The following is a 25776-nucleotide window of genomic DNA, read 5'->3' on the forward strand; positions in this document are numbered from 1 at the left end:
ACTCTCGATAGCGAAGGGATCGCGGGTGTTGCGCGCCCGCGATCCCCAACAAAGGCTTACTTGAACGCTTCGATCTCGCCAGCGGCCTTCTTGATGGCGTCAGCCGGTTCGGCCTTGCCTGTCACGACGGACTGGACCATTTCGATCATGGAGTTCTGGAAACCCTTGTAATCGGTGAAGAGCGGCTCGGGACCACCATAGGCGATACCGTCGATGAACGGCTTCCAGGAAGCATCGGCCTTGATGAATTCATCGACCTTTGCCGACGGACGCAGAGGTGTAAGGCCAGCGCCGCCCTGGAGTTCGTATTCGCCCTGCGGCTCGGGAGAGGTGATGTACTTGGCGAACTCGATCGCCTTGTCCTCGACACCAGAACCCTTGAAGATCGCCAGGCTGTCGGTGATGAGCAGCGTGCCTGGGCCCTTGGCGTCCGGACCGAGCGGCAGCGTCGTCACACCCCAGTTGATCTTCGTGTCCTTGAGGCGGGCGGCAGCGCCGGAACCCGCCTGGATCATGCCGACCTTGCCGTCGAGGAAGATCGCACGAACTTCGTTCTGCTCGTAAGCGGTCGGGCCTTCTTCGGAGTAAGGCGTGATGTCCTTGTAGGCCTGGAGAGCGGCCAGAACACCGGGGCTATCCAACGTGATCTTGCCATCGGCGTCGATGACGGTCGCGTTGTTGGTGTAAACCCAGTGCATGAACTGGTGCATAGTGTTGTCGAAGGTCTTGGCGGACAGGCCGTAGCCCGGGATGCCCGTCTTTTCCTTGATGGTCTTTGCAGCAGCGATTTCTTCAGCCCAGGTTGTCGGTGGCTTCTCGGGGTCCAGGCCGGCCTGCTTGAACAAATCCTTGTTCCAGTAGAGCGCCTTGGTGGAGAATGCGATCGGCACGCCCCACTGGTTGCCCTCGAAGGTTACCGTGTCGACGATATGCGGGTAGTAACCCTTCTTCTCGTCGTCGGTCATCGGAACTGGAACGATCAGGTCGTTCTGGGCGAATTCCTTGAGCGTGCGCGAGCCGACGTAAGCCATCGCGACTGGCGTGCCGGCGGCGGCGAGCGTGGTTGCCTTGTCCTGGCACTGTGCCCAGCCAACGACTTCAGGCGCAACCTTCCAGCCGGGATTCTTGCCTTCCCATTCCTTGATGTACTTCTCGTGGATCGGGTCGATCTTGTCGCCGCAATAGATCCAGCTGATTTCCTTGTCGGCAGCTTCGGCCGTCATGGCGCCAAGCGCCGTCGAGCCGAGCAAGGCCAGTGCCATAAGGCTAGTTTTGAAAGCGATGCACACGTCAATACTCCCGTTAGTTAGCTGTTCACTTGTTATTGTTTTACCGCACCGGCAGTCAGACCGCCGACGAGATATCGTTGCAGGAAGAAGATGATGACCATCGCGGGCAGAATGCCGACGAAGGAGGCTGCCATCAGCTCGTTCCAGATAACCTCCTGCTTACCGAAGTAAGCAAAGAGCCCCACCGGCAACGGCATGTATTCGGTCTTCGAGTTGAAGGTCAGCGCGAAGATGAATTGCTGCGCGTAGGCGCCGATGAAAGTGGTGATGGCGACGACGATGATCCCCGGCATGGCAATCGGCAGGATCACGCGGCGCAACGTATAGAAGTGACTGGCTCCATCCATATAGGCGGCCTCGTTCAGCTCCTGCGGGATGCGGATCATGTAGGTCCTCAGCAGCCAGATCGCCGAAGGAATGAGGAACGCCACGCCAGGCACGATCATCGCGAAATAGGTGTTGAGCACGCCGAGCGTGCGCATCAGTCGGAAAAGCGGAATGAGCAGCACGGCGCCAGAGAACATGTTGACCGTCAGGAACGCGCCAAGCAGCAGGCCCATGCCGCGAAATTCGAACTTCGCGAAGGCGTAGGAGGCCGGGATGACGAGCGCCAGCACGATCACGGTGACGATAATCGAGATGAAGAAGGAGTTGAAGATATAGCGCCCGAAGCCCGGAACGCTGATCCACATGGTGCGATAGGCCTCGAACGATCCGTTCTCCGGCCAAAAGCGGTACGGCGACGAGAATAGCTGGCTGAGCGGCTTCAGCGACACCAGGAAGCCTTCGACGAAGGGCGCCAGCACGAAGGTGAGGAACACCAAGACACCAAGGTAGATCAGCAGGATTTCCCACCAGCTGTAGCGATCGATCATGGCCGCGTTCTTCATGCGCGCTTCTCCGGGTTGAGCCGACGGGTGACACGGAAATAGGCAAAGCAGAATGCCGAGAGGAAGATGCAGATCAGCACCGCGCGGGCCGCACCCTCACCATATTTCTTCGAGCCGATAGCCGTCTGGTAGGTATCGATGATCATCGTCGTGGTCTGTCCGCTGGGGCCGCCCTGCGTCAGGATCCAGATGATATCGAAGGAGTTGAACGTGGCAATGAGCGATAGCATCGACATTGTGATGATCGACGGCACCATCAGCGGCAAGGTGATGCGGCGGAAGCGATAGAAACGCCCCGCGCCATCCGTCCAGGCCGCCTCGTAGAGATCCTTCGGGATCGACTGGATGGCCGCCAGGAAATAGATGGTGACCATCGGCACGCCGATCCACACGTCGGTGATGATCGTTGCCCAGAATGCCGTGTTGCCATAGGCGAGAAAGGCCACCGGGCCGTCCACGAAGCCGATGCGCTGCAGCATGCCCGAGATCATCCCGAACTGGCCGTTATACATCCAGCCCCACATGAAGATGCCGATCGCCATCGGCACCACCCATGGCGGCATGGTCAGGAGACGAAACAGTGAGCGACCGGGCACCGCGCTGTTCAGCAGCGATGCGCCGAAGGTGCCGATGATCATCTTCAGCGAGACCGAGAAGAAGGTCCAGATGAAGGTGCGGACGATCACGTCTGCGAAGGTCGCGTTGAAGATCTTCTCATAGTTCGCCCAGCCCACCCAATTGGTCACTTTTCTGAGCGACGCATCGGTGAAGGACAGAATGAACGTATCGACGAGCGGGTAAGCGACGATGACCGCGACATAGAGGACTGCCGGAAGGAGAAGGATCCAGGCGAAGATGAGGTTGCTTCTTTGAACGTTCATCCTGCCGCCCTCCTCAAGCCGCTCTGGCGTGGAGCGCCTCGTCGAACTTGTCCCATACGGGACGCAGGTCGACAACCGTCTTCTTGATGCGGGCCTCGTCCATGGAGAGTGCCAGAATACCGGCTTCAAGGGCATTCAGGGTCGAGACGGGCAGCACCGTACCGGTGCGAACGCTGTCGAGAATGTCGGCCGCCATCTGTTCGTCGGCACCATAGTGCTGCGAGAGTTCGGTGGCCGCGTATTTGTTCTCAACGACCTTCTTGCCGGTCAGCTGCTCATGCACATCGAGATAGCCGCGCACGAAGTCGCCCTCGGCCATCCCGCGCGAGCCCATGATCGCAAAGCGGCGGAACTGGTCAGGAACGTTGAGGTTGGTATGGAAGTTCATGCCCACGCCATTGGCATATTCGACGATGGCGACCTGGTAGTCGATGATATCGGCATCGCTGTCGAACACCTTGTCGGTGCCCTTCCAGCCGCTCGGCTTGCGATGGAACAGCTCGAGGTCATTGATTCCTTCGCGAGCGGGATCGTTTGCCGGCGTAAAGCTCTTGCGGCCGCCGAAGCTTGCGACCCGCTCGGGCCGCGCGCCGGCGATGCCATTATAAAGGTCGAGATCGTGGCAGCACTTCTCCAGCATGAAACTGCCGGAATAACGCTCGTAGCGGCGCCAGTCGCGCATGAAGAATGCGCCGTGATAGGGTTCGATATGCTCGGACGCCTCGATCGAGACGATCTGGCCGAGATTGCCGGCAGCCTGGACCGCCTGCAGGTCGCGATAAAGCGGCGAGTAACGCAGCACGAGGCCGACCATCAGCCGCTCGTGACCGAACTTGGCCATCAGACGCGCAAGCTCGATGCTTTCGGCGATCGTAGTGACGATCGGCTTTTCGCAGAACACCTTCAGACCGGCTTCGAGGCCGATGCGGATATGCTCGAGATGGAAGAGATTGGGCGAGCCGATCATCAGGAGATCGAGCTTTTCGTTGGCGATGAGCTCCTGCGGCGTCGCATAGGATTTGCCGACGGAAACGCTCTTTTCGACGAGACCCGGCAGGCCCGCGGGCTCGGGATCGACATAGCCGACGATCTCGAAGCTTTCATCAATCGACTTGAAGACGTAGCCCAGATAGCCGAGCCGGAAACCTAGCCCGATAATTCCCACTTTCATGCTGCTCTCGTTCCCATTTACGTAATTTATTTTCGTCAAGTTGAGACAAAAATTCGATCTCGTCAACACGAAACACGGAAAAAGTTGGAACTGTGAAATTAATTTTCATAACGCTTGTTTGACAGGCATTTTGATTTTCATCCTGGGCACAGCGAGCGCCGAACGCCCAATCTGCGGCCTGAGCCGTCCCCACCCTTGGCTTCAAAGGGCAATCAGCCGGAAGTTCCGCCTGTCTTTGAAGCACGTGCACTGTGAGCATTGACAGATATCGTGCCGTCTCTCACAAGTTCGAGTAAACCATTCCAACATCGATTGCGAGGCGTGTCAAATGAACGATTCTACCGCTAAAATCGATGCGTTTGACATGAAGATCCTCAGCGCAATGCAGAATGACGCGACCTTGTCGCAGCGCGACCTGGCTGAAAAGATCGGCCTATCACAAAACGCCTGCTGGCGTCGGCTACAACGGTTGCATTCCCTTGGCCTTATCAGGGGATCGCATAGCGACATCGACCTCAAGGCGCTGGGTTTCGATCTAACAGTCTTCGTCATGATCCGCACGCGCCATCATTCGAAGGAATGGAGCGAGGGTTTTCGGGCACACGTCGAACGGTTACCCGAGGTGATCGACTTCTATCGCATCGGCGGCGACTGGGATTACTTGATCAAGGTCGTAACAAAAGGCATGTCCGGCTACGACGCCTTCTACCAGAAGCTCATCACGAATTTCGATCTCGCTACGGTGACAGGCTTCTTCTCGATGGAGGCCATCATCAATAACCGCCCGGTCGATCTGACGCGACTGCGCTGACGAAAGAAGCGAGGAAGACCCCGGCTGTTATGACAAATGAAGGGGACCTCCCAGCCCCCTTCTATGTCCAGACTTTCAGGCCTTGCCTGGGCGGTTGATCGTCAGGAAGTGCCGGACGACGGGCTTCTCCGGGCCCGAGTGGTAGGCAAGCACCTTCCCTTGCAGATCGGCATCGGCGTTCGATACCCTCTTGTGCTGCCGAAGATGCTCTGCCCAGCTTTCCACCATGAACCACTCGACGATCTTCTGCGGATCCGCAGAGTCTTCCGTCACGCCCCAGCCATAGGCGCCATCGCGGCGGCGTTCGTTCGACATGTCGTTCAGCGCACGAAGGAAGGCCGAACGGTTGTGCTTTTCGACGTTGTACTCGATCAGGATGAGGACCGGTCCACGATCGTGGGCGACAGGCTCGGCGACAAGCGGTTCCGGCCAGTGGCTCGACGGAACCAGATCGGTATCGCCGGCAGGCAGTTTCACACGGTGCATGATGAGACCGGCAACAAGAAGGCCGACAGCACCGATAATGAGCGTAGCCTGAATTCCGACGGCCGTACCGACTGCACCCCAGCCAAGGCTGCCAGCCGTCATCGCGCCATTGAAGACGGTGAGGTAGACAGCAAGACCGCGACCGCGCACCCAGTTCGGAAGGACAGCCTGAGCCGCACCATTGAGCGTCGTCAGAGCGGTGATCCATGCGCCGCCGAGGAAGAGCAGAGCGACGATGGCAACAGCCTTCGGCGGAGCAAGCGACAGGATAGCCATGACGACAGCGGTGATGATGGCCGCACCGAGCAGGAGACCATCGGCGCTGAAGCGTTCACGCAGCTTCGGCATGACGAGCGCTCCGGCAATCGCACCAGCGCCAACCGCACCGAGCAGGATACCGTAGAAGCTTGCATCACCGCCGAGAAGCTGGCGGGCGACGAGCGGCAGCAGGGCCCAGACGGCACTGGCGAAGGCGAAGAAGATCGCGGCGCGCAGAAGCACGACATGCAGCGGGCGGCTGGCACGGGTGTAGCGAAGGCCCGCCCGGAAGGCGCCGAGGAAATTCTCCTGCAGGGCATCATTGGCGTTCTTGGCACGCGGCCACCAGACAAGTGCTGCGATGACGATGATATAGCTCGCAACGTCGGCACCATAGGTGAGACCCGCGCCGAACGCCGCAAGCAGAAGACCGCCGGCCGCCGGGCCGATCGAACGTGCGATATTGATGCCGAGCGAATTCAGCGCCACCGCGCTCTTGACGTCCTCGCGCTTGACGAGCTCAGGCACGATCGCCTGCCAGGTCGGCCCCATGAGTGCTGCGCCGATGCCGCCGAGGAAGGTGAGACCGATCAGAGCGCTGACCGAGAGCATGCCCGTCTGGGCGAGAACCATGAGGCTGATGCTGACGGAGGCGAGCAGCAGCTGCACTGCAATCAGGAACTTGCGGCGATCGAGAATATCGGTCAGTACGCCGGCCGGAATGGCGAGAAGAAAGATCGGCAGCGTGCCCGCCGCCTGAACCATGGCGACTGCGGCCGGCGAGGCCGAGAGATCGGTCATCAGCCAGGAGCTCGCGACATCGCGCATGAAGCTGCCGGTATTGCCGAGAACGGTGGCCGCCCAGAGGACGGCGAAGACGGGTTGAGCGAGTGGAGCGAAGCTGCCCCCGGAGGATTTTGCGGTGCTCATTTTTCAGCTCCCTTGGTGATGTCGAAAATGGTGACGAGGATGAAGGCGCCCGCGAGGCCGAGATGTTCGAAGAAGGCGTTGGTCGCCATCATCCGCTCCATGCCGGCGGGCAGTTCCCAGAAACGAAGCGCGATGAAGGTCGCGAGAACAGTGAAGCCGGCGAGCGCGAGAGCGCCCAGCCAGCGCAGCTTGCCCGACACCACCATGGCCGAGGCGGTCAGCTCGAATGCAATGACGACGACGGCGAAGACGGGCGCCGGGGAAAGGCCGAAATGCTCCATCTCGCCGATCGCGCCGCCGAAATCGAAGATCTTGGTGAGCGGGCCCTGGATATAGGCGGCGCAAAGCGCGAGCAGCGCGGCCGTTCGCACGGCGGGCGCCGAAACGACGTCGGCCAGAAGCCTGCGCGGTGTTGAAGGAGAGTGGCTGGTCATCGTTGCTCCTGCGATCTTGGCCGGTCGGTTCGAGCGGCGCTGTGTTCGTCTGATGGAGCCATATTGGCGGGAACTATTGCCGCCAACAATTGCATCAATAGTTTCGATTTAATTGCGTTATCTGCAATTATTGAGCGGAGCCTTCCACTCCTGCAAAACAAGCCTGGGCAGCGGTCTCCCGCTGCCCAGGCCGATACGTCGTTCGATTATCGCGTCAGCCTCAAACGGCCCAGCAGGAGCAACCGAGTGCGCCGAAGAAGCCCTTGAGATCGGCAATCGGTAGCTTCGAGGTCCAGGCACCGGCGTGGTCGTGGCCGTGGACGCCGCAATCGCTGGCGCAGCCGCAGGTCGAAATGGCCGTGCGGCGCAGCGAGCGGGCACCGGCGCCATCGGGCTCGCCCCAGGCGGCGTAGCCGCCGAACTTGCGCACCGGAGACCAGTCCGGCATGGCGGGCGGGATGTTGCTTTCGTCGTATTTGGCGAAGTCACCCGAGCCGTAGACAATCTTGCCGCCGACCATCGTGAGATCGGAGGTGAGGAACGAGATCTCGTCCTCGGCGCAGGCGAAGAAGTCTTTGCTGGGGACCACGAGATCGGCGAACTGGCCCTTCTCGATGCGGCCCTTCTTGCCTTCTTCGTTGGAGAACCAGGTGACCTTCTCCGTCCACATGCGCAATGCGGTCTCGCGGTCGAGGCAATTGGCGCGCGGATAAAGCTGCATGCCACCGACCGTCTTGCCCGTGACCATCCAGGAGAGCGACACCCATGGATTATAGGAGGCGACGCGGGTGGCGTCGGTGCCGGCCGAGACATTGACGCCCTTGTCGAGCATGCGCTTGATCGGCGGCGTGGCTTCGGCAACGCCGTGGCCGTAGCGCTCGACGAAGTATTCGCCCTGATAAGCCATGCGATGCTGTGTGGCGATGCCGCCGCCGAGCGCCGCGATCCGGTCGATCGAACGCTCCGAGATGGTCTCGGCGTGGTCGAAGAACCAGTTGAGGCCCTCGAGCGGAATATCCTTGTTGACCTTCTCGAAGACATCGAGCGAACGCGAGATGGTTTCGTCATAGGTAGCATGCATGCGCCAGGGCCACCGGTTTTCGGCCAGAACCCGCACGACTTCCTCGAGTTCGCCTTCCATCTCCGGCGCCATTTCCGGGCGCGGCTGGCGGAAGTCCTCGAAGTCGGCGGCGGAGAAGACCAGCATCTCGCCGGCGCCGTTGTGGCGGAAGTAGTCGTTGCCCTGCTTGTACTTGACCGAAGACGTCCAGTTGAGAAAATCCTCTTTCTCGGCCTTCGGCTTCTGCGTGAAAAGGTTATAGGCTAGTCGAACGGTGAGTTGGTTTTCGTCGGAGAGCTTCTGGATGACCTCGTAGTCATCGGGATAGTTCTGGTTGCCGCCGCCTGCATCGATTACACCGGTAACGCCGAGACGATTGAGCTCGCGCATGAAGTGGCGGGTGGAATTGACCTGGTAATCGAAGGGCAGCTTCGGGCCCTTGGCGAGCGTCGAGTAGAGAATGCCGGCGTTCGGCTTGGCAAGCAACATGCCCGTCGGGTTGCCGTTGGCGTCGCGGGTGATCTCGCCGCCGGGCGGGTTGGGCGTATCGCGGGTGTAACCGACGGCGCGGAGCGCTGCACCGTTCAAAAGCGCGCGGTCATAGAGATGAAGCAGGAAGACGGGGGTATCCGGTGCAACCGCATTGATCTCCTCGATCGTCGGCAGGCGCTTTTCGGCGAACTGGTGTTCGGTGAAGCCGCCGACGACGCGAACCCATTGCGGGGCCGGCGTGATCGCCACCTGGCGCTTCAGCATGTCCATCGCATCCGCGAGCGAACGGACGCCGTCCCAGCGCAGTTCCATGTTGTAGTTCAGGCCGCCGCGCACGACGTGGGTATGGTTGTCGATCAGGCCGGGCAGGACGCGCTTGCCCTTGAGGTCGACGATCTTGGTATCCGGGCCGGCGAGCGCCATGATCTCGGCATCGGTGCCGACTTCGAGAAAGGCGCCGTCCTTGATGGCGACGGCGCTGGCGGTTGGATTGGTGCGATCGAGCGTGGTGATCAAACCGTGGTGAAGGATGAGGTCGGCGAACATGGGAAATGCTCCTGGCTTCATTATTAAGATTGATTTCAACGCTTTGCGCCGGATTGACTGGGCGTCGGCCCCACCGCAAGCGAATCTCCTCTTGCGGTGTCAGCTATCAGACTTGTGCTGATCCTGGCGAGACACGACGACGTCATTGCGGCTCTCGCCCTTCGGCATATGGCCGAACATGTGCGGCTTGATCTGGTTGATCCAGGAGACGGCCGCCGGCTCCCTGGCGATCAGTGTCTTGGCGAAGGGGATGAGCTGCTCGCCGACCAGAATGCCGAGCAGGCCGACAAGAGCCACGATCGGTGGCGCGGGAGAGCGAACATTGAGCAGGCTGTAGACGATACCGACCAGAAGACCTGCGCCGATGGAAAGAAGGTAGAGTTTCATGGGGCCATCCTCGACTCTAGATGAAAGCCGCTTCCGCATCTGGAACATTCGATCCTGCGGAAGCGGCGGTCACGGGTGATTACTTGGCTGGGTTCGGGCCGATGCGCTTGCCGTGGCTGACGCGCTCGGCACCGCCGTGGACATGGGTGACCGCATAGTCGATGCCCATGCCGTAGGCGCCGGAATGTTCCTTCACCAGCGAGGTGACGGCGTTGTAGGTTTCCTTGCGGGCCCAGTCGCGCTGCCATTCGAGCATGACCTGCTGCCAGGTCACGGGGATGACGCCGGCCTGTACCATGCGGTCCATCGCATACTTGTGGGCGTCGACCGAGGTGCCGCCGGATGCATCGGCGACCATATAGATTTCGTAGTCGGGGACATCATGGAGGGCGGAGAGCGCGAAGGTGGTGTTGCACACTTCCGTCCAGAGGCCGGAGACGACGATCTTCTTGCGGCCGCCGGCGGCGTTCTTGGCAAGGGCATCACGAACGTTCTGGTCGTCCCACGAGTTCATCGACGTGCGTTCCAGAATGTCGTTCTCAGGGAACACGCCGAGCAGTTCCGGGAAGGTGTTGCCGGAGAAGCTTTCCGTCTCGACCGTCGTGATCGTGGTCGGGATGTTGAAGATCTTGGCAGCCTTGGCGAGACCGACGACATTGTTCTTCAGCGTCTGGCGGTCAATCGACTGGACACCGAAAGCCATCTGCGGCTGCTGGTCGATGAAGATGAGCTGGCTGTTTGCAGGGGTCAGGACTTCGAGCTTGGACATTTGATTTCTCCGTTTAGATTTTGATTGCCAATTTGGCGGTTAAGGATTGGGATGCCTCCGGCGGTCGGCTGCCTGCCTCAGGCAGCCGTTCGAAGGCGGAAATTGTTGGCGTTAGGGGTGCACGGCAGTTTGCCGTGCGGGGTTATGCTGCGAGCGGAACGAGGTTCTCTTCGATCTGGCCGCGATAGGCTTCATACCGGGTCGGCAGCTTCAAGGCTTCGCCGAGGTGAGCGGTATCTTCGTCGCGATCGAAACCGGGTTCGTTGGTTGCGATTTCGAACAGGATTCCACCCGGCGTTCTGAAGTAGATCGCCCAGAAGTAATCGCGGTCGATAACCGGCGTCACCTGGTAGCCCGTGTCCATCAGTGCCTTGCGCACTTCGAGCTGCTTTTCGCGGTTCTCGACGGCAAAGGCGATGTGGTGGACAGAACCGGCGCCCTGGCGGGCAAACGGCGTTTTCGGCAGCGACGCGATGTCGATGGTGTCGGCACCATTGCCACCGGGAATGATGAACCGCGTTACATCACCTTCGACCTCGGCACGCTCATAGCCCATGAACTGCAGCAGTTCCGATGTGGCGGCGGTGTCGTGCAGGTCGAAGCGCGCACCGGAGAAGCCGCGGATCGCATTGTCTTCGGAGATGCCTTCGGCGAGCCATGGGGCGCGGACGTCTTCGGCGGTTTCGATCAGCGCCAGTCCGTCGCCATCAGGGCCGGCGAAGCGCAGGCGGTTGACGCCGAAGACAGTGTCGGTCTTCAGACCGACCACACCCTGGGCCGTCAGGCGGTCTTTCCAGAAAGCCAGCGATCCCTTCGGGATGGAGAACTGCGTCTCGCTGACTTCACCGACGCCGGGGCGGCCGGTCATCATGTGCGGGAAGGGAAAGTAGGTCATGACCGTGCCGGGCGTGCCATTTTCATCGCCGTAGTAGAGGTGGTAGACGCTCGGGTCGTCGAAGTTGACTGTCTTCTTGACGCGGCGCAGGCCGAGCGCGTTGGTGAAGAACCGGTTGTTCTCTCGGGCATCCGACGCCATCGAAGTGACGTGGTGCAGTCCCTTGATATCCTTGATCATGGCCGTTGCCTTTCTTTGTGGGCGTTGCCGTTTCGATGACCACAGATGTAACCGGGTTGATTGCATTGCGGAATTGCAATATTCCTCTCGAATGAATTGCGATTTTTGAAATAATTGAGATGAACGACTATAAGGCCCTGAAAACCTTTCTGCTCGCCGCCGAAAAGCGCAACTTCGCCCAGGTCGCCCGCGAGCTCGACATGACACCCGCCGCCGTCACCCGTGCGATCGCGGCACTTGAGGACGATCTTGGCGTCCAGCTCTTCGTGCGCACCACACGCCAGGTGTCGCTGACCACTGACGGCGCCGTCTTCGCGGCGCAGATCCAGCCGGCGGTCGAAGCGCTCGAGAACGCCCGCAAGGACGTCAAGAACGCCCACAAATCCGACCAGGGGCGGCTGCGGATCAGCGCGCCGACCTGGCTTGGCAAGACGATCCTCACGCCGATTCTGTCGGGCTTCCGGGAGCGCTATCCGAAGATGAGCTTCGAGGTTTCGCTGTCGGACGGCTTGGTCAACATCATCGACGACGACTACGACCTCGCGATCCGCATTTCATCCGCGCCTTCGGACAAATTCACCATCTGGCGCAAGATCCGGGCGGTGCCGAGGATCCTGGTTGCGGCGCCGGGCAGCCGCTTCACGGAGATGCAGCATCCCAACGAACTGACGCCCGACGATTGCCTCGCCTACAGCGGCGAGAGCCGGCGCGAGAACTGGGCCCTGTCGGACGGCGGATCGAGCATCTCGATCGCGGCTGGACGCGCGTTCAGCGCCAACAATGGCGAAGTGCTCGCGGATATGGCGGCCGATGGGGTCGGCGTCGCCATGCTGCCGGGCTTTCACATCGCTGAGCATATCCGCACCGGCCGGCTGGTTCACGTGCTGCCGGGCTGGGCGCCGCAGGAGCTTTGGCTGACGCTCTACTACCCGCCCTACCAGACGCTTCCGCCGCGTATCGCGACGTTCTCGAAGTTTTTCGAGGAGCAGCTTCCGGCGCATATGGTCATGCTCGACTAGCGGGCTTGCGCGCATGGACGCCGTCGCGGGCGATCGCGCATGAGGAGATAGGAAACACGCCGAATTCTGACGAATTCGCCGCGCCGTTTGTTGCAATACCGATGCAACAGGCTCTTTATGCGTTGGCCAAAGCCGGAACAGCGGCGAGGGCATCGTCTTACGCAAGATCGCATTCGCAGCCATTCGTTTCCAGCGTCGGAGCCCCCATGACCGCAACGCAATCGCAACTAGACGAGTCGTCCGCAGCCGGTCGAAAGCGACTGCCTGTCGTTCCTGCATCGGCCTTCGGCATCGTGCTCGGCATAGCGGGCCTTTCCAACGCCTGGCGGGCAGCGGCCGGTCATTTCGCGCTTCCTACCACTGTCGGAGATGGCATTGCGCTTCTCGCGCTTGCTGTCTGGTTCGTGCTCGTTTGTCTCTACGGATTGAAGTGGATCCTCTTCGCGGAGGAAGCGCGCAAGGAGATCGTGCATCCCGTGCAGTGCTGCTTCATCGGCCTCATCGGCGTCGCCACCATGCTTTGCGCAGCGATGGTCGCGCCGTTTTCCGGCGCGCTGGCGCTGGCATTCTATTGGATCGGCCTGCTCTGGACACTCGTCTTCGCGATATGGCGGACGGGTGCCTTGTGGCAGGGCGGACGCGATCCGACCACGACGACGCCGGTCTTGTATCTCCCGACGGTTGCCGGATGCTATGTCGCGGCAATCGTCGGCGCGGCACTCGGCTATTCCGATCTGGCGCAACTGGCTTTCGGTGCGGGTTTCTTCTCGTGGCTGGCGATGGAATCCGTCATCCTGAACCGGCTCTTGAATGCAGCGGAACTGGCCGAGCCCCTGCGTCCAACGATCGGCATCCAGCTCGCACCGCCAGCAGTCGGCGCTGCCGCCTATCTGAGCGTGACGAACGGAGCGCCGGATCTGCTGGCCCATGCCATGGTGGGCTACGCCATGCTGCAGCTGCTTCTGGCGCTTCGCCTTCTTCCATGGGTCATGAAGCAACCATTCGCGGCGTCCTATTGGGCCTTTTCCTTCGGTCTGACCGCGCTCGCCACCGGTCTGATCCGCATGGTCGCCCGCGGCGAACAGGGCATCCTGTCGACGCTCGCCATGCCCTTGCTCTGGCTGGTGACCGCAGCAATCGCCCTGTTGGCGGCGGGAACGATCGTGCTCCTTTTTCGAGGGAAACTGTTCCCGCTCGCCCGAGCTCTTTAAGCGCGCAACCGCCCTCCCTCGGCATCGAAGAACAGACGCTGGCTGGACGACAGATCGAGTGCAATCACCGCGCCCGGCTCAATATCCAGCCCGGCCCTCTGCTCGACGACGAGGTTCTGCCCGTCTTCGAGCGCACAATAGATGTATCGCGTGCCGCCGAGATATTCGAAGAACTCGACGCGCGCGGCGATCGACCGATCGCCGACCTCGCCGATCACGATATGCTCCGGCCGAATGCCGATCATGAACTCCGTCCCACGCTGAAGGCTCGCCGGCCGCCCCTTATCCTCGAAGCTTTTCGCTGCGATGTCGAAACGTCCGCTCCCCTGGGCGACCGCCTTCAGGAAATTCATCCGTGGCGAGCCGATGAAGCCGGCGACGAACATGTTGGACGGGTTTTCGTAGATCTCCCGTGGCGATCCCGATTGCTCGACCCTCCCGTTTCGAAGCACGACGATCTGGTCGGCCAGCGTCATCGCCTCGGTCTGGTCGTGCGTCACATAGATCATGGTGTTGCCGAGCTCGCGATGGAGCCTGGCGATCTCGATACGCATCGAGACGCGCAGCTCCGCGTCGAGGTTCGACAGCGGCTCGTCAAACAGGAAGACATCGGGCTCGCGCACGATCGCGCGGCCGATGGCCACGCGCTGCCGCTGGCCGCCGGAGAGCTGGCCCGGACGGCGATCGAGAAGATGGTCGATCTTCAGGATGCCGGCCGCTTCGTCGACGCGGCGCTTGATTTCCGCCGCGTCTGTCTTCGCCATCTTCAAGCCGAATGCCAGGTTTTCGCGCACCGACATATGCGGATAAAGCGCGTAGGACTGGAAGACCATGGCGATGCCGCGATCGGACGGGTCGAGATCGGTGACATCCCGCCCCTTGATGCTGATCTCGCCATCGGTCACCTCCTCGAGACCGGCGATCATCCTGAGCAGTGTCGATTTTCCGCAGCCGGAGGGGCCGACGAAAACGACGAAATCCCCCTCCTTGATGTCGAGATCGATGCCGTGCACGACAGGCAGGCTGCCGTAGGATTTTCGCACGTCCTTGAGCGAGACGCTCGCTGTTTCCATCGGGACCATCGGCCTACTTCCCAGTCTGGAGCCAGACCAGCATGGCGCCTGGCTCGCGATTGTCCCAGAGATGATAGGGCACGAGCGTGACGGTTGCCGGCACCTGCTCGGCCGGACGGGTGCGATAGAGCGAACCGTTCCAGCCGCTGGCATCTTCCCTGGAGACGTCGAGCTCGACCGCAACCGCGCCGTTCAGCCCTTCAATCGACTTCGTCCGGTGGCCGGCGAGCTTCTGCGGAACGACGAAGGCGTTGAGATCGTGGCCGTTGTCGGTTTCCTCGACGCAGTAGATCAGTGGGCCGCGGGCGAGCGCGACGCGGCCGACGTCCTGGCGGACTTTCGGCGAGGCGTATTGCGGGCGAAGCTCCAGCGGAAGATCGAGCGCGATGACATCGCCCTTCTTCCAGGCGCGGTTGAGCCGCGCATAGCCGTCGATGACCGACGAGGCCAGATCGACCGTCTCGCCATTCGCCTTCAACGAGGCGCCCTCGGCCCATTCGGGAATGCGCAGCGCGAGGCCGAATTCGGCCGTGCCGTCGACATCGACGTCGATGCGGATATCGCCATTCCATGGATAATCGGTGTGCTGCGTCAGCTTGACGTTGCCGCCCTTGAGCTTCGCCTTGACGCTGCTCTCACCATAGAGATGAACGGCGATCTCGTTGTCGGCAACCGCATACATGTAGGAGCCGACGGAGGCAACGAGGCGGGCGATGTTCGGCGGGCAGCAGGGGCAACGGTGCCAGACCCAGCGGTGGTGCTTGCCGGTACTCTCGAGCGGGTTGTCGTAGAAGAAGGTCTTGCCGTCGAGCGCAAGCCCAGTCAGCGCGCCGTTATAGAGCGCTTGTTCCATGACGTCAGCGTAGCGGCGGTTCGGGCCTCGGCCAAGCATGCGGCTTGCCCAGAAGACAAGGCCGACGGAGGCGCATGTTTCGGCATAGGCGGTATCGTTGGGCAGGTCGTAATAGTCGGTGAAGCCCTCGTTGCTCGCCGCCGGGCCGATGCCGCCAGTGACATACATCTGCTTGACCGTGAGGTCGTCCCACAGCGTCTCCAGCGCATTGGTCAGCGTATCGTCATGGTATTCGGTGGCGATGTCGGCCATGCCGGAATACTGGTACATGGCACGCACGGCGTGGCCGACGACCTTCTCCTGCTCGCGCACGGGTTCATGCGCCTGGCTGTATTCGTAGGTCTTGTGCACATAGTCTTTCGGATCGCGGCCTCCGCGGATGGCTTCGTCGGTGAAGAAGTGGGGCTCTTTGCCGCGCTCGTCGATGAAGAACTTGGAGAGGTCGAGGTATTTCTGCTCGCCCGTGACGCGCGCCATCTTCACCAGCGCGAGCTCCACTTCCTGGTGGCCGCAATAGCCGGGTATCTGGCCTTCGCCATGGCCGAAGACCGTGATCATGTGGTCGGCATAGCGGCACATGATGTCGAGCAGCTTGCGCTTGCCGGTTGCCTGATAATAGGCGACGGCGGCTTCCATGAGATGGCCGGCGCAATAGAGCTCGTGATGGTCGCGCAGGTTTGTCCAGCGCTTGCCGGGCTGCACGCGCTGGAACCAGGCATTCACATAGCCGTCCTCCTGCTGCAGCTTTTCATACATGTCGATGATGGCGTCGGCACGCGCCTCAAGCTCGGCATTCGGCTTGCGGTAGAGCGAGTAAGCGATGGTTTCGATCGACTTGCCGAGATCGGAATCCCAGAACATCTGCGTCGAGCCGGTCCACTTCTCGTCGATCGGTATGACGACGCCGGGGCTCGGCTGGTTCACGTCGATCGCCTGGATCATGCCGGCTTTTTCGCAGCGATCGAGCAGGATCGCCGCCGTGGAATCGCACACCGCATCCTGCCACTTGCCCCAGAAGCCGTTGAGCTCGACATCGGGAACGGCGACCGGGCGGAACTGGCTCTTGTTTTCGGTAGTCATGTTTCAAATTCTCCTTTGAATTATTTGACGGCGCCGGCCATCAGGCCGCGCATGTAGAAGCGTTGCAGAAGCAAGAAGACGAGCAGGCAGGGGATGACCATGACGACGACGCCGGCTTGGACCGCGCCCCAATCGATGGCGCCCATTCTGGATGAGCGCACCGCGGTCATCAGCACCGGCAGCGTGAATTTCTCGTTGCTGGACAAAAGCACGAGTGCGGCGAAAAACTCGTTCCAGGCATTGAGGAATGCGAAAATCGCGACGGTGACGACACCGGGCAGCACCAGCGGAAAAAGTACGCGGGCAAGCAGGCCGAGATCGCGCGCGCCGTCGATACGGGCGGCTTCCTCGATCTCCTTGGGCACCGCGTCGAACGCATTGCGCATCATGAAGACGGAGAAGGGCAGCTGCAGCGTGACATAGACGAGCGTCAGCCCGAGCAGCGAATTGTTGAGCCCCAGCCGCGAGAGGATGATGAAGAGCGGCGTCAGGATCGACTGGAACGGGATCATCAAGGTGGCGATGATCAGGATGAACAGCACGTTCTTGAACGGGAACCGGTAGCGCGAGAAACCGTAGCCGGCGAGCAGGCTGATCGCCACGGTGAGCACGACAGTCGCGACGGACACGATCAGGGAGTTGAACATGTGATGCCAGATGCCGGCACCGAACGTGTCGAGCGTCCTGTAAGCATCGACGCTGAATTGGCTGATGCCGGTGAGCGGCCATGGTGGCAGCGCCGTTTCGCTGCGCGGGCGAAACGATGACATGAGCATGATCGCGAAGGGCGCCAGGAAGAAGACCACGATTGCGGCACCGGCGACGTGATAGCTTGTGGCGCGCCTGGCATTGCGGCGGGCGCGAAGGGCTGTGCGGCCGGTCATGGACGATCCTCCCCAACTTTGAGCAGCCAGAGCTGCACGATGCTGAGCGCCACCAGGATGACGAGCAGCGCGATGGAAAGAGCCGCGCCATAACCGAGATTGAACGACACGAAGGACTGGTTGAAGATGTAGTAGACGATCGAAATCATGCGGTTTTGCGGTCCACCTGATGTCATGATGTAGAACTGGTCGAAGGCGAGGATCGAACCGGTGACCGACAGGATGAGCGCGAGCGCCATCGTCCTGCGCATCAAGGGCAGCGTCAGGTGGCGAAAGCGCTGCCAGGCGCCGGCGCCATCGATGCGCGCGGCCTCCGTCAGCTCCGACGGAATACCCTGCAGCCCGGTCAAGAGAATGATCATCGTGAAGCCGGCGACCTTCCACACGACCATGACGATGATCGTCAGGAAGGCGCTGTCGAAGGTCGCGAGCAGGTTGCGCCGCCCCTGGGTGAGGCCGAGCATCTCGAAGACCGGCGAGAACAGGCCGCTATCGACATTGGCGAGCCAGACCCACAGAAGCGACGCCGAGGCCAGGCCGATAACGACGGGCAGGAAGATGATGGTGCGATAGCCCGACACGAAGCGGCGCGGCTTGTCGACGAAGAAGGCAAGCGGAAACGCCAGCGCGAAGATCGCGATCGTGACAACAAGCGTGTATTGCGCGGTGAAGCCGAGCGATGTCCAGAAACGCGGATCGTTGAACATGCGGGTGTAGTTGCCGATGCCGATCCAGCGCGGCGATCCCATGAGCGGCCAGCGGTGCAGGCTCATCCACACGGTGAAGAGGAGCGGCAGCACGAAGAATACGGTCACCAGGGCGATTGCGGGCGCGATATAGGCAACGCCCCGCCAGCCCCCTCTCCGCCGCCGCCTGCGCTTCGGAGAGACGGAGATGATTTCAGTCGTCATCTTTGATCTCGTTCAGTTTGTGAAATGGCGAGCGATTGCGATGTATCGGGCCGGGACCGCCTGATGATCCCGGCCCTTAAGCTCAGATCCTTGAGATCATTGCGCGCTGTCGATGATCGACTGCATGTCGGCCTGGCCGTTGGCAAATGCGCCGTCGACATCATCGCCGAACATGGCGGCATTGATGAACTGCGACCACGGGCTGTTCGGGCTGTTGATCAGATCGTTGAACTGCAGGGTATAGGGCGTCTTGGCGACCTTGATCGCATCGGCGGCCACGAGCAGGCGCGGATCCTGTCCCTTCAGGACCTGCTCGGCGATATCGGTGCGCGTCGGCAGGCTGCCGTTCTTGGCCATGATCGTCTGCCCCTCCTCGGAATAGACGAACTGCAGGAACTTTTGGATCTGGCTGACATGCGGCGTGCCCTTGGTAACGACGATATTGTCGCCGCCGGCAAAGGACGACGGCTTGCCGTCGACGCCGGGTATCATTGTCACGCCGAAGTCGAGCTCCGGATGCTGCGTGATCATGGTGCCGATGGCAAACGCGCCAAGGCTCTGCTGACCGATCTTGCCGCCGAGGAATTTCAGGAAGTCCACACCGTTATCGGTCGCGGCACTGGCAGGCACGGCGCCCGACTTGACGATCGCACGATAGTCTTCGACGGCCTTTCGCATCTGGGGAGTATCCAGTGCCGCGGTCTTGCCATCCTCGGAGAGGATATCCGCGCCGGCACCCCAAACGAGGGGCGCGAAGGTGAAGATCATGCAACCGCCACAGCCGCCGCCCGAGAAATAGAAGCCATAGTCATCACCGCCGAGCTTGCGGATCTTCTCGGCATTTGCGGTGATCTCTTCCCATGAAGTCGGCGCCTTCTCTGGGTCGAGGCCGGCCTTCTTGTAGAGGCCCTTGTTCCAGGCGAAGACGGAGGTCTCGACCAAAAGCGGCAGGCCGTAGACCTTGCCTTCATAGGTGCCCTGCTTGACGTGAGCGGGGGCCAACGCGTTGAAGTAGCTCAACGACTTGGCGAAATCGGTCAAGTCCTCAAGCTGGCCGGCGGACGCAAAGGACGGGGTGTAGATCAGGTCCAGCGAGATCGCGTCCGGCGCCTGGCCGCCGGCAACCGCCGTCGCATATTTCTGGACCATCTGGTCCGAAGGGATTTCCGTGAGTTCGACCTTGTCGGGATTGGCCGCGTTATAGGCGTCGATGACCGCCTTGAAGGCGCCGCCGCCGCTGCCCGAACGCACCCACATGCTGACGGTTTCGGCGGATGCCGCCGAGCAAAGGCATATTGACAGCAAAGCCGTCGCTGCAAGCATTCTCTTATGCATGATTTCCTCCAAATCATGGGGCAAACGCGCCCCGCCTCCCGTTAGATTTCCCGGTCTCCACCACAGGACTGGCGAACAACCAGCTTGCATGGAAGCTTGCGCAGTCCGGTCTCCACAGCCCGTCCTTCGGCAAGATCCAAGATCGTCAGCCCGGCCGTGCGACCGAGCTCCTTCAAATTCATGTCGACCGTCGTCAGCGCCGGCCGCGTCTGGTCGGCGAAGATCTCCCAGTTGTCGAAACCGATGATCGACACATCCTCGGGCACGCGAACTCCCCGCTCGCGCAAGGCGTCCACCACACCTCTCGCGATCTGGTCGTTACCGCAGAAAATGCCGTCGGGCGTCGGCTTGTTGCCGCCCCAAAGCATGGCGACGGCCTCATGCCCCCAGGCCTCGGTCCAGGCGCCGTGCATGACAAGCGCATCCGGGCCGACGGCCTGGCGAAAGGCATCGGCGCGCTCCACGGCCGAGACGAAACTGTCGGGACCGGTTACATGCACGATCCTCTTGCGCCCGACCTTGCGAAGCCGCTCGACGGCAAGCCGCGCGCCGTCGGAATCATCCGCCGTCAGAATGACGCTTCCCGGCACGCCCTCGGTGAAGGCATAGACGACGGGCACCGGCAGGCCAGCGAGATCGACCGGGAGAGACCTGTCGACCCGCTTGCCCGTCGCGATGATGCCATCCACCTGCTTGTCCAGCATGGCGTCGACATGAACCTTGGCGAGTGCCGGATCATCCTCGATCGCACAGAGAAAGACCGAGACGCCATGATCGACCAGCGCTTCTGAAATCCCCGACATCAGCGGCAGGGTGAAGCGACCGTAGGTATCGTTGGTGAGGAGACCCACCGTGAAACTTCTGTTGGAGAGGAGGCTGCGGGCCAGCGCATTCGGCCGGAAGCCCACGTCGGCTGCGATCGACTTGATCTTCTCGCGCGTCTCCGACGCCATCCGGCCGGTATCGTTCAGCGCCTTCGACACGGTCGAAACGCTGACGCCCGCAGCCTTGGCGACGTCATGAATTGTGACACGGTTGCTCCGAGCGACCACGCGATCTCCTCCTTCTCGCGGAGGTGAGAAAAGCGTTTCCCAAATGCAAAGTCAACGTGAGAAAACGTTTTCTCATTATTTTCCAATTTCGACGCTCGGGCAGCGCGTGGCACTTCGGGAACCACCGGCGATTTCGCGATACGATTATTCGAAGCGGACATTCTCGCGCAGGAAAATCCGAGGCCGCTGGGGAGGCGTTATGTCGTCCTTGGCAAAACGACCGGCGTGGTGGAGCTGGATTTCGATCGCGCGCCGCGCCTCAAGGAACGGCTCGCGGTCGATGATCGCATCGACGACACCGTCATCCATCAATGCCACCCGCTCCGGCGTCACCGTGTGGGTGATGACACAGACGGACTGGTCCTTGCCAATCGCCTTCAGTTCTTCGGCGAGCACAGGGTTGCCCACCGACATATTGTAGACGCCGCGTAGCGCGGGGTGGCGGCGCAGGAGCGCGCGGAAATCCTTGCGGATGTTCTCCTGCTCGTAGCTCTGAAACGTCTCGACCACCCGGCAGTTCGGATAATCCGGCCCACGGTGTCGCGGAAGCCCACCGCGCGCTGCTCATGCTCCAGCAATTGGTGAAGGCCGACGATGACGACCACGTCGCCGCCGGCATCACCGAGAAAACGCCCCATGAGCGCGCCCGCCGTGCGCCCCTCCTGAACGGCGTTCGAGCCGACATAGCCGATCCGGCCGGTGCCCGGCAGGTCGGAGGCGACGGTCACGATGGGGAGCTTGCGCGACAGCTGATCCACCATCGCGGTCACATCAGGGTCATCGAACAGGATGACGACGAGGCCGTCACATTCGGCCGCGGCCTTCGCCAGCGTCTTGATCGCGGCGTCAGCCTTGATCTGCTCGAAATATCAGAAGGTGACGCGGATGTTGTAGCGCTTGTATTGCTGCGCCGAGAGAAGGAAGCCTTCGCGCAGCTTCACATAGTAGGAATTCACATTGTTCTGCAGCACCACGCCGATGCGCAGAATACGCGTCGGCATCATCGTGAGCGCGCGGTCGACGCCGAGCGCCCTCGCCGTCTCGATGACCAGCTGCTCGGTCTTCGGTTTGACGCCGCCACGGCCGTTCAGCACTCGGTCGACGGTGATGCGGCTGACGCCGGCCGCCGCCGCGACGTCATCCATGCTCGGTTTCCTCGCCACGAAACATCCTCCCGTGCTCCTCATCCGTGAGCTTAGTGAATGATGCATTTGCGTCAATATCGGCGTTGCCTAGCTGAGGGCGCGGACGGATATTCGGTCATGTCTGGAGGAGTGAAAGGAGGCACATTATGAGCTGGGTATCAGCCTGTCGTCTTGACGACATCGAGCAGGAAGGCGTCATACGCTTCGACCTTGGCGGTCGCACTTACGCGGTTTATCGTTCTCCCGAGGACGAGGTGTTCTGCACCGACGGCCTTTGCTCGCACGAGGCCATCCACCTCGCCGACGGGCTAGTAATGGACTACGAGATCGAATGTCCCAAGCATTCGGGGGCCTTCGACTATCGCACCGGCACGCCGCGCCGGCCGCCGGCCTGCAAAAGCCTCAACACCTACCAGGCGAAGATCGAAGCGGGCGAAGTCCTGCTCGCCATCCCCGCCTGACATCAAGCGAACCGGTAGTATGGAGACAGCCATGTCCTCTATCGTTATCATCGGCGGTGGCGAATGCGGCGGACGTGCAGCGCTGCAGCTGCGCGCGCGCAATTTCGACGGCACGATCACGCTTGTGGGCGCCGAAACACTTCACCCCTACGAGCGGCCGCCGCTGTCGAAGAACGGGATCCTCGAGGGCGCCGATCCGAAGTTCATCATGGACGCCGACGGCTACAAGCAGCGCGGTATCGACGTTCGGCTGGGCGCCAACGCGATCGGGATCGACCGATCGAGCAAGGCCGTCGAGCTCTCGGACGGAACGACGCTCGCCTATGACAAGCTGCTGCTTGCGACCGGCGCGCGGCCACGTCCGCTTCCCGGCATTGCCGAACGCTCCGAGCGCGTGCTGACGCTTCGCACCCATGCCGATGCATTGGCGATCAAGCGGCATCTGCATGAGGGTAGCCGGCTCGCCATCGTCGGCGGCGGCTTCATCGGCCTTGAGCTCGCGGCGATCGCGCGCGGCCTTGGCGCCACCGTCACGCTGATCGAGGGCCTGCCACGCATCCTCTCACGCGGCGTGCCCGAGGACATCGCCCATGCGGTGGCCTCACGCCACAAGACGGCGGGCGTGGAGATCCTGTGCGAGAGCCGGATCGAGACCTTCGAGATTGTTGCCGACGGCGTCTCGATCGGTTTGGCCGGCGGCCGGACTATCGATGCCGACATCGCGGTGATCGGCATCGGCTCGATTCCAAATGTCGAGCTCGCGGAAAAGGCTGGGCTGACGATCGAAAACGGCATCATGGTCGATGACCACCTCAGGACATCCGACCCCGACATTTTCGCCGCCGGCGACTGCTGCTCCTTCCCGATCCCCGTTTATGGCGGGCGGCGGGTCCGGCTTGAATCCTGGCGCAGCGCCCAGGAGCAGGCGATGCTCGCGGCGGCCAATCTCATCGGCGCGGACGAGCGGATTACCGCCGTGCCGTGGTTCTGGTCGGATCAATACGACCTGACGCTGCAGGTGGCAGGGCTTGCCGAAGGCGCCGTCACCTCGGTTCGCCGCGAGGTCGGCGAGGGTGCCTTCATCATCTTCCAGATCGGTGCCGACGGGCGGCTGCTTTCGGCGAGCGGCATCGGTCCGGGCAATGGCATCGCCCGCGACATCCGGCTGGCGGAAATGCTGATCGCCTCGGGCAAGACCGTCGATCCCACGGCACTGATGCAGCCCGAGGTCAAGCTGAAGTCGCTGCTGGCGGCCTGATCGCGTCACGGCCGATGCCGGCAGATAAAGCATTCGAGACATCAATGACGCATGCGGGAGGCAAGTCATGGACGATTCAAAATTCGGCAAGAGAGACAAGAGAGGCCATTGGACGCCTGATGGCGTGCTGACGCCGGCGCCGGTCTTCGTGCTGCCGCCAAACCCACTGAAATTCCTGAAGTGGCTGCCGAACTACTTCTTTCCGTGGAACGCCTTCTTCATGGTCACCGCGGCGATCTTCTGGTTTTTCCTGACGCCGGGGACCGAGACGACGAAGACCTTCTCCGTCGGCTGGATCGCGCTGATCTTCGCGCGCAACCTCGCGGCGTTCTTCCTCTTCTACGGCATAATCGAGCTGCGGCTCTACAAGCTTCGCCGCCAGGAAAACCGTTTCAAGTACAATCCGAACTTCCCGGCAGACAAGAAGAACACCGTCTTCCTATTCGGCTCGCAGGCCTATGACAGCATCATTCGCGGCGTCGGCACCGGTGTTACGATCTGGACCGCGATCGAGGTCGTGACGCTCTGGGCATTCGCCAACAACTACGTGCCGATGGCGACGTTCCGGGACAATCCGGTCTGGCTTGCCTGTATCGTGCTTTTCGTGCCTGTGATCCACGAAGCCTACTTCTTCGCGATCCACCGCGCGCTGCACATTCCTGCTCTCTACAAGTTCGTTCACTCGGTCCACCACAACTCGGTCAATCCTTCGCCCTGGTCGTCGCTTGCCATGCACCCGGTCGAGCACCTGCTCTTCTTCGGTGAAGCGCTGATCCATCTGGTGATCTTTTCGCACCCGCTGGTCGCCATCTACAATCTGCATTCGCTGGCGCTCGGCGCGGTGGTCGGCCATGTCGGCTTCGACAAGATCGAGGCGGGCGAGGAAGGCGGGCTCGATACGCACGCCTATGCCCACTACCTCCACCACAAGTATTTCGAGGTGAACTATGCCGACGGCCTGATCCCGTTCGACAAGTGGTTCGGCACCTGGCACGACGGCACCAAGGATGGCGATGGAGCGATGAACGCGCGCTGGCAGAAGAAGCTGCAGCGCGAGAACGCCCGCAGGCAAGCCCAGGAAGGCAACCAGGCATGACCCGTGCATTGACCGTAGCCGATCTGCGCGCGCTCAAGGGCAAGCGTCAATTCCTGACCATGCATGTCGACAGCCCGGCGGAGGCAGCCGCCGCCACTGAGGCCGGAATCGAGATGTTCACCTGCGAGGTGGACGAGCAACTGCCAAGGATACGCAAGGCCGCCCCCACCGCCTTCATCCAGGCTGCCCATGTGCCGGGTGCCATTCACGACGAGTCGAGCGCCATCCGCGAAGGTTTTCGCGCGCTCGATCTCGGCGCCAGCTGTATATACTTCGCCGGTTCGCTGCGCCTGCTGGAAGCGATGGCCAAGGAGGGCATTCCCGTCAGTGGCCATGTCGGCCTCGTGCCGCGTTGGGCGACCTGGACCAACTTCCGCGCGATCGGCACGACGCCCGAGGAAGCGGCCTCGATCTACCGCCGGGTGAAGGACTATGAACAGGCCGGCGCCTGGGCAGTCGAGATGGAGGTCGTCCCCGTCGCGATCGCCAAGTGGATCACGCGCTCGACGGCACTGATCACGCTTGGAATGGGCTGCGGTGCCGTCTGCGACGCCCAATATCTGTTCTCCTGCGACGTGCTCGGAACCGGCACGAGCCGCGTCCCGCGCCATGCCAAGCAATATGCCGATCTGGCGGCGGAAGAGGCGCGCCTGCAGGATCTGCGCGTGAACGCTTTCCGGGCGTTCGCCGAGGATGTTCGCGACCGGAAATATCCCAAGACCCGCCATGAGGTTCATGTCGGCGAAGAGGTCCTGGCAGCAGCCAAGACGCTCATTTGAGGTGACAGGCCGGCGAGAACATCGTCTGCCTTCACAGCCGATCTCACCAAAAGTTGTAGATGATATCGACGTCAGCGTTTATCCGTCCAATCAACCCGGTTGCTAAAAAACCATAATTGCTCCACCTACATTGTAGACAA

At 61.5% G+C, this 25776-nt stretch carries 24 protein-coding genes and 2 pseudogenes; 7 read left to right on the plus strand and 19 right to left on the minus strand.

All coding sequences use genetic code 11. The annotated features are described in order from the left end of the window. Positions 1-56 precede the first annotated feature (56 nt). From AC1DOG_RS04205 to AC1DOG_RS04220, 4 genes are read right to left on the minus strand one after another with little or no spacing between them, the layout of a single operon-like run. Entirely contained in the window at positions 57-1262 is a 1206-nt protein-coding gene (locus tag AC1DOG_RS04205) for an ABC transporter substrate-binding protein (protein WP_162705034.1), read from the minus strand. A gap of 59 nt (positions 1263-1321) precedes the next feature. After that, positions 1322-2179: a carbohydrate ABC transporter permease gene (locus AC1DOG_RS04210; RefSeq protein ID WP_018896582.1), complete on the minus strand. Its 858-nt coding sequence runs from the start codon at positions 2177-2179 to the stop codon at positions 1322-1324. Continuing rightward, complete coding sequence (locus AC1DOG_RS04215) at positions 2176-3060, minus strand: carbohydrate ABC transporter permease (protein ID WP_018896583.1); 885 nt, start codon at positions 3058-3060, stop codon at positions 2176-2178. The genes AC1DOG_RS04210 and AC1DOG_RS04215 overlap by 4 nt, the downstream gene beginning before the upstream one ends. 13 nt (positions 3061-3073) lie before the next feature. Then, positions 3074-4231 carry a Gfo/Idh/MocA family protein gene (locus AC1DOG_RS04220; RefSeq protein WP_477926927.1) on the minus strand — a complete coding sequence of 386 codons (1158 nt, stop codon included), beginning with the start codon at positions 4229-4231 and terminating at the stop codon, positions 3074-3076. A gap of 328 nt (positions 4232-4559) precedes the next feature. Between AC1DOG_RS04220 and AC1DOG_RS04225 the strand changes: the two genes are divergently transcribed. Beyond that, a complete protein-coding gene (locus AC1DOG_RS04225) occupies positions 4560-5042 on the plus strand; it encodes an Lrp/AsnC family transcriptional regulator (RefSeq protein ID WP_026282647.1) in 483 nt (160 codons plus the stop codon). A 75-nt stretch (positions 5043-5117) separates the two neighbouring features. Here the strand turns inward: AC1DOG_RS04225 and AC1DOG_RS04230 are convergent, their stop codons facing one another. From AC1DOG_RS04230 to AC1DOG_RS04255, 6 genes are all read right to left on the minus strand, one after another. Next, a complete protein-coding gene (locus AC1DOG_RS04230) occupies positions 5118-6716 on the minus strand; it encodes an MFS transporter (RefSeq protein WP_112943508.1) in 1599 nt (532 codons plus the stop codon). Beyond that, a complete protein-coding gene (locus AC1DOG_RS04235; protein WP_112943507.1) occupies positions 6713-7150 on the minus strand; it encodes a DoxX family protein in 438 nt (145 codons plus the stop codon). The genes AC1DOG_RS04230 and AC1DOG_RS04235 overlap by 4 nt, the downstream gene beginning before the upstream one ends. Before the next feature lie 220 nt (positions 7151-7370). Then, positions 7371-9248 carry an amidohydrolase gene (locus AC1DOG_RS04240; protein WP_112949998.1) on the minus strand — a complete coding sequence of 626 codons (1878 nt, stop codon included), beginning with the start codon at positions 9246-9248 and terminating at the stop codon, positions 7371-7373. 99 nt (positions 9249-9347) lie between these two features. Next, a complete protein-coding gene (locus AC1DOG_RS04245; RefSeq protein WP_112435380.1) occupies positions 9348-9635 on the minus strand; it encodes a XapX domain-containing protein in 288 nt (95 codons plus the stop codon). 79 nt (positions 9636-9714) lie between these two features. Further along, positions 9715-10404: a hydrolase gene (locus tag AC1DOG_RS04250; RefSeq protein ID WP_111560831.1), complete on the minus strand. Its 690-nt coding sequence runs from the start codon at positions 10402-10404 to the stop codon at positions 9715-9717. 142 nt (positions 10405-10546) lie between these two features. Then, complete coding sequence (locus tag AC1DOG_RS04255) at positions 10547-11479, minus strand: VOC family protein (protein ID WP_477926928.1); 933 nt, start codon at positions 11477-11479, stop codon at positions 10547-10549. 119 nt (positions 11480-11598) lie between these two features. Between AC1DOG_RS04255 and AC1DOG_RS04260 the strand changes: the two genes are divergently transcribed. Beyond that, positions 11599-12498: a LysR family transcriptional regulator gene (locus AC1DOG_RS04260; RefSeq protein WP_112818828.1), complete on the plus strand. Its 900-nt coding sequence runs from the start codon at positions 11599-11601 to the stop codon at positions 12496-12498. A gap of 206 nt (positions 12499-12704) precedes the next feature. Beyond that, positions 12705-13709 (plus strand): dicarboxylate transporter/tellurite-resistance protein TehA, encoded by a 1005-nt coding sequence (gene tehA / locus AC1DOG_RS04265; protein ID WP_477926929.1) that lies wholly within the window; start codon positions 12705-12707, stop codon positions 13707-13709. Here the strand turns inward: tehA and AC1DOG_RS04270 are convergent. The 9 genes and pseudogenes from AC1DOG_RS04270 to AC1DOG_RS04310 form a co-directional block, all read right to left on the minus strand. Continuing rightward, complete coding sequence (locus AC1DOG_RS04270; RefSeq protein WP_289727899.1) at positions 13706-14782, minus strand: ABC transporter ATP-binding protein; 1077 nt, start codon at positions 14780-14782, stop codon at positions 13706-13708. The genes tehA and AC1DOG_RS04270 overlap by 4 nt on opposite strands. A 13-nt stretch (positions 14783-14795) precedes the next feature. Next, positions 14796-16715, minus strand: coding sequence for a glycoside hydrolase family 127 protein (locus AC1DOG_RS04275; RefSeq protein ID WP_477926930.1), 1920 nt, complete (start codon positions 16713-16715; stop codon positions 14796-14798). Between the two features lie 20 nt (positions 16716-16735). Beyond that, positions 16736-17599 (minus strand): carbohydrate ABC transporter permease, encoded by an 864-nt coding sequence (locus AC1DOG_RS04280; protein ID WP_112943501.1) that lies wholly within the window; start codon positions 17597-17599, stop codon positions 16736-16738. Next, a complete protein-coding gene (locus AC1DOG_RS04285) occupies positions 17596-18510 on the minus strand; it encodes a carbohydrate ABC transporter permease (RefSeq protein ID WP_018896632.1) in 915 nt (304 codons plus the stop codon). The genes AC1DOG_RS04280 and AC1DOG_RS04285 overlap by 4 nt, the downstream gene beginning before the upstream one ends. 96 nt (positions 18511-18606) lie before the next feature. Continuing rightward, on the minus strand, positions 18607-19845 hold the full coding sequence (locus AC1DOG_RS04290) for an ABC transporter substrate-binding protein (protein WP_477926931.1): 1239 nt from the start codon (positions 19843-19845) through the stop codon (positions 18607-18609). A gap of 41 nt (positions 19846-19886) precedes the next feature. Then, a complete protein-coding gene (locus AC1DOG_RS04295) occupies positions 19887-20897 on the minus strand; it encodes a LacI family DNA-binding transcriptional regulator (RefSeq protein ID WP_477926932.1) in 1011 nt (336 codons plus the stop codon). 144 nt (positions 20898-21041) lie between these two features. Beyond that, a pseudogene (locus tag AC1DOG_RS04300) lies at positions 21042-21410 on the minus strand (substrate-binding domain-containing protein); the annotation flags it as partial. Positions 21411-21439: 29 nt separating this feature from the next. Continuing rightward, a pseudogene (locus tag AC1DOG_RS04305) lies at positions 21440-21754 on the minus strand (substrate-binding domain-containing protein); the annotation flags it as partial. A 12-nt stretch (positions 21755-21766) separates the two neighbouring features. After that, on the minus strand, positions 21767-22042 hold the full coding sequence (locus AC1DOG_RS04310; protein WP_477926933.1) for a LacI family DNA-binding transcriptional regulator: 276 nt from the start codon (positions 22040-22042) through the stop codon (positions 21767-21769). Between the two features lie 146 nt (positions 22043-22188). Between AC1DOG_RS04310 and AC1DOG_RS04315 the strand changes: the two genes are divergently transcribed. The 4 genes from AC1DOG_RS04315 to AC1DOG_RS04330 all read left to right on the plus strand — a co-directional run bounded on the left by AC1DOG_RS04315 (position 22189) and on the right by AC1DOG_RS04330 (position 25636). Next, entirely contained in the window at positions 22189-22503 is a 315-nt protein-coding gene (locus AC1DOG_RS04315) for a MocE family 2Fe-2S type ferredoxin (protein ID WP_477926934.1), read from the plus strand. Positions 22504-22534: 31 nt separating this feature from the next. Continuing rightward, the gene (locus tag AC1DOG_RS04320) at positions 22535-23761 is read left to right on the plus strand and encodes an NAD(P)/FAD-dependent oxidoreductase (RefSeq protein ID WP_477926935.1); all 1227 of its coding nucleotides are present in this window, start codon (positions 22535-22537) and stop codon (positions 23759-23761) included. A 67-nt stretch (positions 23762-23828) separates the two neighbouring features. Then, entirely contained in the window at positions 23829-24857 is a 1029-nt protein-coding gene (locus tag AC1DOG_RS04325; protein WP_477926936.1) for a sterol desaturase family protein, read from the plus strand. Further along, complete coding sequence (locus AC1DOG_RS04330) at positions 24854-25636, plus strand: 3-methyl-2-oxobutanoate hydroxymethyltransferase (protein ID WP_477926937.1); 783 nt, start codon at positions 24854-24856, stop codon at positions 25634-25636. Before AC1DOG_RS04325 ends, AC1DOG_RS04330 begins: the two co-directional genes overlap by 4 nt. Positions 25637-25776: the final 140 nt, after the last annotated feature.

The organism is Rhizobium sp. 01N48, assembly GCF_056399145.1.

Coding starts and splice junctions, on each gene's coding strand:
- AC1DOG_RS04205 (WP_162705034.1), bottom strand. CDS start 1,262: ATGGCACTGGCCTTGCTCGGCTCGACGGCGCTTGGCGCCATGACGGCC.
- AC1DOG_RS04210 (WP_018896582.1), bottom strand. CDS start 2,179: ATGAAGAACGCGGCCATGATCGATCGCTACAGCTGGTGGGAAATCCTG.
- AC1DOG_RS04215 (WP_018896583.1), bottom strand. CDS start 3,060: ATGAACGTTCAAAGAAGCAACCTCATCTTCGCCTGGATCCTTCTCCTT.
- AC1DOG_RS04220 (WP_477926927.1), bottom strand. CDS start 4,231: ATGAAAGTGGGAATTATCGGGCTAGGTTTCCGGCTCGGCTATCTGGGC.
- AC1DOG_RS04225 (WP_026282647.1), top strand. CDS start 4,560: ATGAACGATTCTACCGCTAAAATCGATGCGTTTGACATGAAGATCCTC.
- AC1DOG_RS04230 (WP_112943508.1), bottom strand. CDS start 6,716: ATGAGCACCGCAAAATCCTCCGGGGGCAGCTTCGCTCCACTCGCTCAA.
- AC1DOG_RS04235 (WP_112943507.1), bottom strand. CDS start 7,150: ATGACCAGCCACTCTCCTTCAACACCGCGCAGGCTTCTGGCCGACGTC.
- AC1DOG_RS04240 (WP_112949998.1), bottom strand. CDS start 9,248: ATGTTCGCCGACCTCATCCTTCACCACGGTTTGATCACCACGCTCGAT.
- AC1DOG_RS04245 (WP_112435380.1), bottom strand. CDS start 9,635: ATGAAACTCTACCTTCTTTCCATCGGCGCAGGTCTTCTGGTCGGTATC.
- AC1DOG_RS04250 (WP_111560831.1), bottom strand. CDS start 10,404: ATGTCCAAGCTCGAAGTCCTGACCCCTGCAAACAGCCAGCTCATCTTC.
- AC1DOG_RS04255 (WP_477926928.1), bottom strand. CDS start 11,479: ATGATCAAGGATATCAAGGGACTGCACCACGTCACTTCGATGGCGTCG.
- AC1DOG_RS04260 (WP_112818828.1), top strand. CDS start 11,599: ATGAACGACTATAAGGCCCTGAAAACCTTTCTGCTCGCCGCCGAAAAG.
- tehA (WP_477926929.1), top strand. CDS start 12,705: ATGACCGCAACGCAATCGCAACTAGACGAGTCGTCCGCAGCCGGTCGA.
- AC1DOG_RS04270 (WP_289727899.1), bottom strand. CDS start 14,782: ATGGAAACAGCGAGCGTCTCGCTCAAGGACGTGCGAAAATCCTACGGC.
- AC1DOG_RS04275 (WP_477926930.1), bottom strand. CDS start 16,715: ATGACTACCGAAAACAAGAGCCAGTTCCGCCCGGTCGCCGTTCCCGAT.
- AC1DOG_RS04280 (WP_112943501.1), bottom strand. CDS start 17,599: ATGACCGGCCGCACAGCCCTTCGCGCCCGCCGCAATGCCAGGCGCGCC.
- AC1DOG_RS04285 (WP_018896632.1), bottom strand. CDS start 18,510: ATGACGACTGAAATCATCTCCGTCTCTCCGAAGCGCAGGCGGCGGCGG.
- AC1DOG_RS04290 (WP_477926931.1), bottom strand. CDS start 19,845: ATGCATAAGAGAATGCTTGCAGCGACGGCTTTGCTGTCAATATGCCTT.
- AC1DOG_RS04310 (WP_477926933.1), bottom strand. CDS start 22,042: ATGGATGACGTCGCGGCGGCGGCCGGCGTCAGCCGCATCACCGTCGAC.
- AC1DOG_RS04315 (WP_477926934.1), top strand. CDS start 22,189: ATGAGCTGGGTATCAGCCTGTCGTCTTGACGACATCGAGCAGGAAGGC.
- AC1DOG_RS04320 (WP_477926935.1), top strand. CDS start 22,535: ATGTCCTCTATCGTTATCATCGGCGGTGGCGAATGCGGCGGACGTGCA.
- AC1DOG_RS04325 (WP_477926936.1), top strand. CDS start 23,829: ATGGACGATTCAAAATTCGGCAAGAGAGACAAGAGAGGCCATTGGACG.
- AC1DOG_RS04330 (WP_477926937.1), top strand. CDS start 24,854: ATGACCCGTGCATTGACCGTAGCCGATCTGCGCGCGCTCAAGGGCAAG.